This is a genomic window from Vibrio sp. 1874 (genome assembly GCF_033344395.1).
Lineage (GTDB): Bacteria > Pseudomonadota > Gammaproteobacteria > Enterobacterales > Vibrionaceae > Vibrio > Vibrio alginolyticus.
Window position 1 is genome coordinate 135,718 of sequence record NZ_JAWPOR010000012.1, and the last position, 11,486, is coordinate 147,203.

11 protein-coding genes and 3 pseudogenes are annotated in these 11,486 nt (G+C 43.1%); 8 read left to right on the top strand and 6 right to left on the bottom strand.

What is annotated here, in order from left to right; translation table 11 throughout:
* Window positions 1-17 precede the first annotated feature (17 nt).
* Window positions 18-464 (bottom strand): hypothetical protein, encoded by a 447-nt coding sequence (locus R8N46_RS18840; protein WP_031781040.1) that lies wholly within the window; start codon window positions 462-464, stop codon window positions 18-20.
* 159 nt (window positions 465-623) lie between these two features.
* Between R8N46_RS18840 and R8N46_RS18845 the strand changes: the two genes are divergently transcribed.
* From R8N46_RS18845 to R8N46_RS18860, 5 genes and pseudogenes are all read left to right on the top strand, one after another.
* The gene (locus tag R8N46_RS18845) at window positions 624-1,022 is read left to right on the top strand and encodes a DNA polymerase III subunit psi (RefSeq protein WP_005386429.1); all 399 of its coding nucleotides are present in this window, start codon (window positions 624-626) and stop codon (window positions 1,020-1,022) included.
* Between the two features lie 12 nt (window positions 1,023-1,034).
* Complete coding sequence (rimI, locus tag R8N46_RS18850; protein WP_005386430.1) at window positions 1,035-1,490, top strand: ribosomal protein S18-alanine N-acetyltransferase; 456 nt, start codon at window positions 1,035-1,037, stop codon at window positions 1,488-1,490.
* 285 nt (window positions 1,491-1,775) lie between these two features.
* Window positions 1,776-1,853, top strand: a pseudogene (locus R8N46_RS25760) (peptide chain release factor 3); the annotation flags it as partial.
* Between the two features lie 453 nt (window positions 1,854-2,306).
* Entirely contained in the window at window positions 2,307-2,495 is a 189-nt protein-coding gene (locus R8N46_RS18855) for a helix-turn-helix transcriptional regulator (RefSeq protein WP_000127615.1), read from the top strand.
* 145 nt (window positions 2,496-2,640) lie between these two features.
* A pseudogene (locus R8N46_RS18860) lies at window positions 2,641-3,510 on the top strand (ATP-binding protein); the annotation flags it as partial.
* Window positions 3,511-3,533: 23 nt separating this feature from the next.
* Here the strand turns inward: R8N46_RS18860 and R8N46_RS18865 are convergent.
* Window positions 3,534-4,609, bottom strand: a protein-coding gene (locus R8N46_RS18865; protein ID WP_395237564.1) for an IS3 family transposase whose coding sequence is annotated in 2 segments (ribosomal slippage) — window positions 3,534-4,360 and window positions 4,360-4,609 — 1,077 coding nt in all. Because the reading frame shifts where the segments join, the coding sequence is not laid out codon by codon here.
* A 71-nt stretch (window positions 4,610-4,680) separates the two neighbouring features.
* Between R8N46_RS18865 and R8N46_RS18870 the strand changes: the two are divergent.
* A pseudogene (locus tag R8N46_RS18870) lies at window positions 4,681-5,850 on the top strand (DNA mismatch repair protein); the annotation flags it as partial.
* A gap of 129 nt (window positions 5,851-5,979) precedes the next feature.
* Here R8N46_RS18870 and R8N46_RS18875 read toward each other — a convergent pair.
* Genes R8N46_RS18875 through R8N46_RS18885 form a run of 3 tightly spaced genes read right to left on the bottom strand, consistent with a single transcriptional unit; the run spans window position 5,980 to window position 8,469 of the window.
* Window positions 5,980-7,221, bottom strand: a complete 1,242-nt coding sequence (locus R8N46_RS18875; RefSeq protein ID WP_001218618.1) for a tyrosine-type recombinase/integrase — start codon at window positions 7,219-7,221, stop codon at window positions 5,980-5,982.
* A 1-nt stretch (window position 7,222) separates the two neighbouring features.
* A complete protein-coding gene (locus tag R8N46_RS18880; protein ID WP_001995600.1) occupies window positions 7,223-7,492 on the bottom strand; it encodes a hypothetical protein in 270 nt (89 codons plus the stop codon).
* Between the two features lie 2 nt (window positions 7,493-7,494).
* Window positions 7,495-8,469, bottom strand: a complete 975-nt coding sequence (locus R8N46_RS18885) for a ParM/StbA family protein (protein ID WP_000497807.1) — start codon at window positions 8,467-8,469, stop codon at window positions 7,495-7,497.
* 464 nt (window positions 8,470-8,933) lie between these two features.
* On the opposite strand from R8N46_RS18885, the gene mobI reads away from it, so the two are divergent.
* Window positions 8,934-9,377, top strand: coding sequence for a conjugative transfer protein MobI(A/C) (gene mobI / locus R8N46_RS18890; RefSeq protein WP_000348524.1), 444 nt, complete (start codon window positions 8,934-8,936; stop codon window positions 9,375-9,377).
* Window positions 9,378-9,387: 10 nt separating this feature from the next.
* Here mobI and umuC read toward each other — a convergent pair whose 3' ends face one another.
* On the bottom strand, window positions 9,388-10,560 hold the full coding sequence (umuC, locus tag R8N46_RS18895) for a translesion error-prone DNA polymerase V subunit UmuC (protein ID WP_001142610.1): 1,173 nt from the start codon (window positions 10,558-10,560) through the stop codon (window positions 9,388-9,390).
* Window positions 10,561-10,843: 283 nt separating this feature from the next.
* Here umuC and R8N46_RS18900 point away from each other — a divergent pair, with 283 nt between their 5' ends.
* A complete protein-coding gene (locus R8N46_RS18900; protein WP_000107352.1) occupies window positions 10,844-11,437 on the top strand; it encodes a Tn3 family transposase in 594 nt (197 codons plus the stop codon).
* Window positions 11,438-11,486: the final 49 nt, after the last annotated feature.

The following is an 11,486-nucleotide window of genomic DNA, read 5'->3' on the forward strand; positions in this document are numbered from 1 at the left end:
AAACTGAGATAGGGAGGTTAGGATGACTGGTTACTTTTCTTTTTGCCCCAGACCTCTATTTTCGCTTTTTTACTTACCCCTAGCAGGCTGAGTTTTGTGCTTCCCCAGCTACTGTAAGTCATTTCAATCTGTTTTAGCTTGGCTTCTTTTGTACCTGGAAGGCTCCAGGCACGAGTCGACAATCCGCTTGTTAGTACGCCCATAGAGGAAAGCTTTTTCTCACTACCATCTGTCATGACGACTTTTAAACCATTAATGTCTACCGTTCCTTGCACACATTTTAGTTTTATTTTACTGAAGCTTCGGTTTCGGAATAGGCTATTTGGTGTCACGGTATCTGTTTCTGTATGAAAGTTAACGGTTTTCGTTGCAATCAGCTCCCACTCATCGCTGTTATTAGCAAAAACACTCATGCTGGTGGCGGCTACCAGTGTGCAAAGTAGTAGCGTATTTAAGAATTTCATAATGTACCTCATATGTCATACCCAATGTGTGGCTGTTGGCAAAACGCTATGTTCAGGAATATCCAAATCATCTCATTGTGTTCAGGTGTTCCTTGAAGTCCTTTAGGTATAATCGCGATAATTTGATAGGATTGCCCTCGTTCAAATAGGTGACGGAAAATGTCAATTAACGAGAAACAGTATTTACGTGAAATGGGGATCAGCACATGGGAGCTGGTGCACCCTGAAAGACTGGAAGGCTATCAATCGCCATTATTGGATTTGCAAAGTTCATGTAAACTCCTATTGGTATCGCCAATATGTCCAGAAAACGAGACGGCATTGATGTTTGAGCGCGTATTAAAAAGCATTAAGCTCACGCTTGATGATGCGCTACACCTAGAGCCTGAGCGCTTATCCATGCTGGGTGAACATCAGCTAGAGTGGGTGTGGTTTGCAGGCTGTGAGGCTGATCAAAGCATCAAGGCAAAGCACCTGACCTCGCCACTATTACAAGATATTGATGGTAATAACGAACAGCGCCGCGCATTGTGGCAACAAATCTGTTCGTACTCTTAACGGAGCTAATGCGTGACAATTGAAATTACGCCGATGCGTGCAGAGCACCTCGACCAAGTTTGGCAAATCGAGCAGCAAGCACATTCTCACCCTTGGGCCGAATCTTTGGTTCGTGACTTATCCAGTCGCGGTGCTTGCCATCATGTGATGCTGGAAGGCTCTCAAGTGGTTGGTTACTTCTATGGACAGAATATTGTTGGAGAAGTGACACTATTAAATATTGCAGTAGCGCCTTCTCAACAGGGCAGAGGGCTAGGGCAAAAATTGCTGGACGCGTTTATTGAACACTGTGAACAAGCCAAAGCAGAGAGTGCTTGGTTAGAAGTGCGTGAAAGTAATCACCCAGCTATCCATATTTATGAGCAAGCAGGTTTTAATGAAGTGGACCGTCGTTACAACTATTACCCAGCTAAATCGGGAAATGGTAAGGAAGACGCCATTATCATGAGTTACTTATTTTTGAGTTAGTTTTAGGCCGTTACTAATTACCTCATCAACACTTATGCTTTAAATGCGTATCCGGATTCGAGGCTTTTGAATATGTAATAATAATTTTTTGAATTTTTACATCTCTTTGTGTGGAGCTGGCTTTCCCTTGTTAGTTGCAGGTAAAGGCTGGTGAGCCGAGTAAATTCAGTTCATGTCTTTCCAGTTTGCTAGCACAGCGATAATAAGCGAGAATACCGCACAATATCGAATAGTAGATATGCTTGCCTATTTTGTGAGCATGAAAGTAATTTAGAAGATTAACTAATGTCAAATCCCCTTTTTTTAGGCGAAGTGTCTAAGCGCAGAACGTTCGCTATTATTTCTCACCCTGATGCCGCCCAGCCTTTCAACGCTTAAAACCACCTTTCATTGCACACCACAATCACATCTCTACGTACTGAATTTAAAGGCTTTTTGTCTTTTTCTCGTTTCTTTGCTTTTCAATGATGTTCAAGCGTAACCTCGGAAAATGTGTACAAACTTGAGTACAAATCGCCATATTTACCGTTTTTAGCCAAATTCCATGACACAAACCTAGCTGTAGGCCTTGTTCCTACTGGGTTTTAGCCAAAACTTGCCTATATTTTTTATGCCAAAAATCGAGAAATGATGGTAAGACGTTCGCGATTATCTCTAATTGTTTGCCGGTTGAGTTGGTTACCGGTTGCTTTCTTGCTGTCCTAAAAGTTCATTTGTATGGGCCTGATCTTCTGAACAAATCATGCATCTTTCTGACCATCAACAAGTGATGAATCAGGCGATGATAGCTTTACATTGATTTTCAGGAGAATGCAGATGACAGCAGTAGCGCACCAAGTAACCCCTTTTCTAACGTCTTACGAAGTTATGGCTCGTTACCACATTAGCTATACGACGCTCTGGCGAAGAATAAAAGATGGCAGCTTGCCGCAACCTCGTATCAACCGAAATACACGAAACAAGCTGTGGCACATTGAAGACTTGGAGGAGTATGAGAAGAATTAGGAATAGATAGCGTAGCTTAGTTTTTCTGTTGGAGCTTGGACTAACGCTTTGAAACGCCGGCTTGTGCCAACAATATAGTTAATATGTACACCAACTTAGGCTAAGATAGCAGCATGGATTTTTTATTGATTGGATGGATAGGTAAGTGACGACTCCTCAAGAACGGACAACAGGTATTACAAATGCGTCGATAAAAAAACGTTTCGGCTCAATTCCCGCTTGGAAGATGTTGAGTGAATATATCTGGAACGGTTTGGATGCTGGTGCATCAGATATTGATGTCATTATTAACACCTGTGATCTCGGCGGGGTGGAGTCAATAGAGATCCATGATAATGGTGAAGGAATTGACTTTCATAACCTAGACCGAAATTTTGATAATTGGGATGACTCATCCAAAAAACAGGTTACCCAAAAAGGCAGTCAAGGCAGAGGGCGGTATTCATTTCATAAATATGCTGCAACAGCAACCTGGCTTACGAGAAGACAATCTGAGAATGCACGTATTACCATAGACTCGTCTCGTATTAAAACGTACAAAGTTGAGTTGATCGACGATAAAGAACAGCATAGTAGTATTCTTTCAAATGGAAGTGGGACATCAGTATTTCTTACGGGCATTACGAGTGAAAAATCTCAAAAAATCCCTAATATTGAAAATATCATGGAGGAGCTTTCAAATGAATTTGGTTGGAAGCTAATAGTTTTTTCTAACCTTAAAATATCAGTTAATAGAGTCCGAGTGACGCCTCCCCAACATAGGTTGTTTCAAGAGCTTATAGATGTTGATGGAAATATATTTAGTTCAAGTATCATTCAGTGGATAAAAAAACCATCTGGTGAAAAGTCATACAATTATTTTAGAGATTCAAAAGAACATCAGAAGTATAGAAATCTGACTGGTTTTAACTACAAAAACAATTTTTTCATAAGTGGATATATACAATCTGAGTGGTTCGATAATTTTCAAGATACCTCATCTCCAAATGCTGATCTCTTTGTAAATACCCCATCCTTAACACAACTCTCTCGTAGAATTTAAGCTGCTAATTTATATTCAATTGGCGTCATGTCATTCAATGAATCATGAGGCCGTTCTTCGTTGTAGAGTTTTATCCAGCTCTCAGTCATATCTACCACTTCTTGTAAGTTAGTGAAGATATATAAATCTAAAACCTCATGCCTATAAGTACGATTAAAGCGTTCAATATAAGCGTTTTGGTAGGGGCAACCAGGCTTGATGTAATCAATTTTTACACCGTGCCTTTTAGCCCATTCCATGAATTCGAAAGAGGTGAATTCAGGGCCGTTATCAACACGAACTTTATCAGGATAACCATGCCAAGCCGCTAGCCGGTCTAAATACCTTGTGACCCTAGCTGAAGGCATACCTGTGGCAATATCTATGCCTAGCGCTTCACGGTTATAGTCATCGATAACATTAAAGGTTCTAAAACGTACCTTGTTGTGCAACGTGTCGCTGACAAAATCCATTGACCATGACTTGCCTGCTTCCGCTGGCACAGCTAATGGCTCTGGATTTCGCGTGGGCACACGCTGCTTGGCCTTTCTGCGCAAGCTTAGCTTCATTTCCTTATAAACCCTATGAACACGCTTATGATTCCAGTGATAGCCTTTTGCACGAAGACGCTTATAGCACTTAGGGAATCCCCAGCGTTGATGCTTTTCAACAATGGCATTCAATGCATCGATAATCTCACTATCATCAACCTGTTTAGGCTCATAATAAAATGCCGTGCGGCTAATGCCTGTTACCTCGCAACTCAGCACAATGCTAATATTATGGGCAGCTAGCAGCTCTTTGGCCCACGCTTTTCGCTCAGTGACAGGCACTACAGCTTTTTTATGATGTCTTCCTGCAACTGAGACTTTAAACTAAGGTCAGCATACATTTGTTTTAAACGACGATTTTCCTCTTCAAGCTCTTTCAGCCTTTTTACATCAGAAGCCTCCATACCTCCGTATTTTTCACGCCATTTATAAAACGTTGAACTGGCCACGCTATATTTACGACAAACCTCTTTTATCGGCATGCCCGCATCAGCTTCTTTCAGTATTGCCACTATTTGGCTTTCAGTTTTTCTTTTGCTCATGTGTAAAATCCTCTTAGGTTATTTTAAAGAAAATTCTACGTTTGAGCTGTATTATTTTAAGGGGTGGTTACATCTTCATTAGTGAAAAGAGTGATGGGAATAAAGTTTTAGCTATGCTGCTAAAAGAACTGCGCAACAAAACAGCCGAGATTTATCAGGGGTTCCTTAGAGAAAGAGCTGTTCAGCTTGTCGATTCTTTCGAAGAAAAAGGATATTTTCCTGTTTACAATTGGGAGTCTGACGAAGATCGTTCCTTTAGAATTGCACATACGAAGAAATTAGTAACTAGTATCTGCGTTGCTGATCCAGCAGCTTTTAATGGGCTAAAGGCTAAGCAAACAAAAATTATAATCGGTTTGCTTGATAGGCTATCTACATCAAGTGAAAATGATAGTTTGATAGATATATTGGAAGGCGTTTTAGACTTAAATAAGGAGCAAATGGATGAATTTGCATCTCAAATAAGTAAATCTAAACTTGATTATATAATTAGCACGATTGGACACATTCATAAGCGAGATCTAGTCGTACAGAAAATGAAGTACCTTTTTAAAGAGCACGCTAAAGAAGTTCTAGAAACACCAGACTTACAAGGTATTATTGAGGCTAATACATGGTTGTTTGGCCCTCAGTACACAACTATAGGTGCCGAAGAGGATGACTTTTCTAATACAGCTAGAAATCTTCGGAATTCAGATATTGAAATATTGGATGGGGACGATATCAGTACCAGTGATCTTATTGAAGGCGCTACCATAGAGGGGGCAAAAGGCCAAGTAGATTTGTTTCTTGCACGCAAAATGGTCACAATTGATCATTCTACACAAGAAGAATTTATTAAATGTACGATCATTGAAATAAAAAGACCAAGTGTAGCATTGAATAAGAAACATTTAGCTCAAGCTGAACGTTATGCTGAGGTACTTGATAAGCATCCTGCCTTTAATGATGAGAGAATGAGATTTGATGTTGTTCTTGTTGGAACTAAAATCTCCCAGAATGATACTCAAATTACAAGGCGGTTGAAAGACCTTGCTGGTAAGGGCGGCGCGGGCCTTGTTTCCGGGGCGGATGAAAGAATTCGAGTATACGTTAAAAGTTGGTCTACAATTTTTAATGATTTCGAGGTGACTCATAGTGCTTTATTACAAAAGCTAAAAATAAAGAGAAGCGAGCTAGAGTATAAATCTAAGCAAACCCTTGTGGATGAATTGCAAATACCTCTCTCTGAGGCGTCGTGAGACTTATAATAATTATTCGATAAGTTGTTTTTTTGTAACTGGAAAAACAACTAATCTAAACCGAGCCAAATGCACTACTTGACTCGGTCATTTGTACTAGCTCAGTCTCTTCCTTAATTCAGCTACCCCTTATTGTCCGAAACGCCAGTTGAATGGAAAGCCTGTCGGCTCGATGATGGTTTCTAGTTGTTGATACCAAACGTCGTAAGCATGACGCATTTCGTCCAGGTACTGATATTGGTTGTAGATAGCATCCAGCCCTTTTTTGCTGTGGCCAATCATCAACTCGGCAACTTCTTGCGTCGTGATGGCAGACATTCGCGTTCGCATCGTTCTGCGAAGATCATGCATAGACCAGTGTTCCATCTCAATACCAAGCGATCTGCGAGCCCAGATTTTCACATTGTTAGGAATAGTGGTATCAAAGCCATTTGTGGCAAGCTCTTCTTGTCCGTTCGCGGGAAACAAGTAAGTTGATTTGCTCATCTGCATCGCCAGTTCAATCAGCTCAATAGCTGGCTTAATCAATGGCCGCATGATCGGCGCTCCAATTTTCTCACCTTGTTTGCGGATCTCTATGGGCACTGTCCACATTGCAGATTGCAAGTCAAAGTGATGCTTTTCAGCTTGAATGAGTTCGCCCTTGCGCCCTCCCAATAAGAGAAGCAGTTTTATGTAGATGCGATTCTTCTCAGTGATTTTTGACTCATGCAAATAGCGCCAAAGTATCCTGATCTCGTTGTCATTTAGCACCCGAGTTCGTTTTCCTTTTTTACCGCCAACCTTTTTTGCTGTGATCCCAGCGGCAGCGTTAATTTCCAAAATTTGTTCATCAATCAGCCAGTCATAGAACTTATGCAGTACAGACACTAGGCGCTCTGTGTTTGACGGAGACGATTCCGAAACCTCACGAAGACAGTTTCGCAAGGACAATTCAGTGATGTCAGTTAATGGATACTTGCCAAGTCGGGGCAGCAAATATATTTCACTGCTGCGTTTTTGGTAGTGCCACGTTTTCTCCTTTAGCCCTTGCTTACCGGCAGAGTCTATCCAGTCTCGAAAAATCGATTCGAAGCTTTGATTAGCAGAATACTTAGCCCGTTCCTGCTGTAGGTAAAGCTTGGGGTTTCGGCCTTGATCAAGTACTGCCCTTAACCTATCCAGCTCATTCCTGGCTTCAGCCAGCTTCATAAGGGGGTAAGTACCTATGTCTACCCGCTGTTGCTTGCCATCGAACCGATAACGAAACTGAAAAACAATTTTGCCCTTGGGCGATACCCGAGCACTTAGCCCATCTCGGTCGGCTTTTACTACGGTTTCTTTTGCTTCTTTATTTAACCTGGCATCGAGCCAGCTAACTGATAACGCCATGTTATAAGCCCAGCCCTAGTTTTGATTTTAATGATTGTTTACGTGTTTCTGCTTTGGGTTCTGGCGCTGTACTCATAGAAGTAACTTCACCATCTGGTGCAAGGCCATCCACCGGTACAGATGTCGTGGATAGATTGGGTTGGCTCATTTGAATTAACCCAAAGGTTGCCAGCATCCGCAGACGCTCAGCGCGTTCCCGTGGTGGCGTCTTTTCCAATTCTTTGAGTAGTTCTGGGTGGCTCCCTGGGGGAATGTTGACGACAACTCTCATGATCATGCCCCATAAAACCAGAAGCCTCGGACGTTCGCCAAAACAGACTGCTCAGGCACGATGATCTTGCTTCGTGAAAAAATCTCCTTGGCCGCTTCCTTATAAGCCAAGGCTCCACCTCCGGCGATCAATACCAAGTCCGCATTAATGCTTTCGTCACGCATGGATTGACGCATGGCTGTAAGAGCAACAGGCGCTACCTTTTTCATGGCAGCATTCAGATAAGGTGAAATATCGACTTTTTCTCCAAATAGCAGGACCTGTAAGTCGCCGGTTCTCATGGCTTTTTCAAGTCGATCCATTCCGACTTTGGCACCATGATCTTCCGAAATCAGCTTATCGATGGTTTCCAGTAGCACGGACATTGCCTGAAGACTGGTTCCTGATGAGCTGTAGCGAATTTCTCCGGCCTCAAGGGCAACCCAATCAACAGAAAAGAAGCCGGGATCAATGACGACGACACGACCTTCTTCAATCAAGCCCAGATCACCACCCGTTTGAACCAGATCCATATAGGCACCGGCAGGCTGTGGTAGTACTTTGACGTCATGAACGGTGATGCTGCGCTTAGGCGTCACTTGATGGACACCTTTTAAACGCTGCACAAGGTCAGACTTACGTTGTGGTTCATGAAACTGGGAAACCGGTAATCCAGTGACAACCAAATCGATGGATTCTGTTTCAGCCATTAACAAGGCGGCATGAAAAAGTGCCTTATAGGTTTTTGTGGTGGGATATTCCGGGTGAAGCTCTCGTTCCCAGCCTTGAAGGCGTCCAGCAGGAACACCAGCGGCCCAGCGCTCATTATCGACAGAGACATACAAACAAGTTTCATCATCGCCTCCACCGATACGCTCCGGCATACGATCCGCTGGACCGGCACCCGCAGGTAGAATAATGGTTTTCGGTTCACTACCTGATTGGCCAATTGCCAGCTTCAGGTTTGAGTAACCGATATCTACGCCTAGTACAAACATACTTATCTCCTGTGCACTCAAAGTGCTCTAACGGTTTTCAATCAACCGCGCTGTTCACGCTTGGGCATTTCCAAGTGCTCTGGCGGTTTACTCAAATGTCATTATCAGGATTCGGTGCACTGGCGGTGGGCAGAAAGGTGACAAATCCTTTCATCTATCTGCCTATTGCATTTTTGCAAAAGTATGAGAATAGGCTCTGTTTGGCGGCTGGTGACCTAGCCAAAAAAATTGAGACGCCAAACGTCGTTTGCATTCTGGCCTGAACTTGCCAAACGGTTTGTATCTTCATGGCGATACGTCTTTTTAGGTGTTTTTAAGTGAAATCAGCCTGTATCCCTTGTCGGGTATGGGATTGAGCGAGTCGATTTATATCGAGACGCCAAACAGTGATTGTGACGGCAGTTTTACGTTTGGCGTTTCGATCCAAAAGCCAAACGGATAGTGGTTTTGGCTTTAGGGGTTAATTGGATGGGGAAATTGGTTTGGTAGAAATCGTCAATGAACAATGGAAAGCAGATGTATCAGATTTACTTCAGCAAGAAACGGACAGGCTAAAAGCGCTGGCACGAGCTGAAGTTGATGACTTTTGGGTTACCCATTACAAGGTTCGAGAGAATGAGCCCTTTAAAGACTGGGGTCTGCTTGGTGTCCGTATCAGAGACTTTAAGTATGGCTTTGGCATAGAGTGGTATATCAACAGTTTTCACGGTCAACGAGGCAAACGCGTGGTCTTTAGCAAGGGGCTGCGTATCTCAAAGACGAAGCTGAGATACGCATTTTTAGACTGCCAAGGTTTGGCCAAAGAATGGGAGCTAGCGCTGGCCATGGAGAAAGAGGAATTCTTCAGTGATATTCGACGCCAGGTTGATAAGCTCAACATGCTGCGTCGCAGAGTGAATGCGTATTGAGTCAACTGCGCTACTTCACTCGCGGTAACTGGTCCCAGCGTGTTGTATAAGCGGGAGACAAATGCTCTCGCTTCATCGACCAATCTTTCTTGAGTCCTTGTCCAGCAAAGAAAACCTTTCCGGCACCGCTTTGGTTAATGGTGTCCAATACAGACATTAGCTGCTGGCTATTAGAGCGGGTCGATACGTCATCGAATAGTCCTGGTTGAAACATGCCAGGATCGTAAAAGTCAGACAGCATGACGCCCGCTTTGGCATAACGAAAACCATCCTTCCATATCCGCTTGAGTAAGTGATTGGCCAGCTCGATAAAATCCCGCGTGTCGCAACTGGGGATTAGCAATTCACCCGATGCAGAGTTGCTGTACTGCGGCTCGTTGTCCTTAAAGGGGCTGGTACGTATGAACACGGTCAGCACTTTGGCTTGCTGCTGTTCTTTGCGAAGTTTCTCAGTGGCGCGGGTTGCGTATTCGCATACGGCTTCACTTAAAAATTCAAAGTGCGTCACTTTTACGCCAAATGAACGGCTACAGACGATTTGCTTCTTAGTTGGCGGGATCTCTTCAAGTTCAATGCACGACTCACCATTGAGCTCTCTGACGGTTCTTTCTAAAACCTCTGAAAACTGGTCTCTGATGGCTCTAGGAGAGGCATTGGCGAGATCTAAGGCTGTGGTGATACCCAACGCATTTAAACGCTTAGAAAGCCGTCTACCAACGCCCCAAACATCATCAACCGGGACTAATGCGAGCAATCGACGTTGCCGATCTGGATTGGTCAGGTCTACAACCCCCTGAGTAGCTGGATATTTTTTGGCGGCATGGTTAGCCAGTTTGGCGAGTGTTTTAGTCGGTGCAATGCCTACACAGACGGTGATCCCAATCCAGTGGCCTATGCGCTCTCGCACTTGTTGTCCGAACTCGACAAGAGATATGGCAGACTCAATACCGGTTAAATCCAAAAACGCTTCGTCAATAGAGTAAACCTCTACTCGTGGTGCCATCTCCTCCAAAGTGCGCATCACTCGACTGCTTAAATCTGCATACAGCGCGTACAGTTGGCTAAGAATTCCCGCTAAAAATAGACGAGTAAGTGAGCAACCATTCTGCCGCATGGGTTGCTGGCGTCTAACACCAGAAAAATCACCCAGCCCAACCCGCTGTCTATTTTTTAAGGTGGGCATTCATCTACATGTCTAATTTTTTACCAATTTGATCGCTAAGATGTACTAATTTGATTACCGAGGGAGACTGACGGACTAATTACTTAGGGGCTTAATCGTACAATCTCCACTCGACACCACACAACTCACTTCTGGACATTTCTGAGTTGCATTTTAGCTAATTTAGAAAAACATGAATTAGATAAAGTATGGAAATTTCAAATCAATATGAGGCGGACATGAAGAAATTGAAAAAAGTAGCTTAACTGGGTTGGTCAATTTTGGTTGACCACGTCATGTTCCGGTGAGTACGCAAGTCATTGGCGCTAACGAATATGAAGGTCACTTTGCTTTTGACTTACTCTATAACAACTCTTCAGATATACAGCCTAATACCTTATCGACCGATACGCATGGTACCAATAATGTTAACTTCGCTATATTAGATTTCTTTGGTTACACATTCGCCCCTCGATACGCGAAAATGAAAAAGGTGTTTTTTGAGCTATTTGAAGTGACTGAAGAGAACGGAGGCCGTATTCAATTAAAGAAAGATATTAATCATAAGCTAATTGCTGAAGAATGGGACAATATTCAGCATATTGTTTGTTCATTGAGTCGTAAAACCACCACTCAAAGCACAATCATTAGAAAGTTGAGTAACGGCAAGAGCCGAAGATTGTCAGCATTGCATGAGTACGACCGTTTAATTAAATCTATTTATGTTTTGGAGTATGTTGATAATTCAACGTTGCGTCATTACGTCCAGCAAGCCTTGAACAGAGGTGAAGCATACCATCAGTTAAAACGTGCTATTACTTCAGTTAATGGCAATAAATTTCGTGGGGGGAATGATTACCAAGTATCACAATGGGGTTCTAGGGATTTTCCCCTCTAAAAAGACTTAATCCTCTGTAGACCACACCAATAAATGGCTGCGGAGGTGG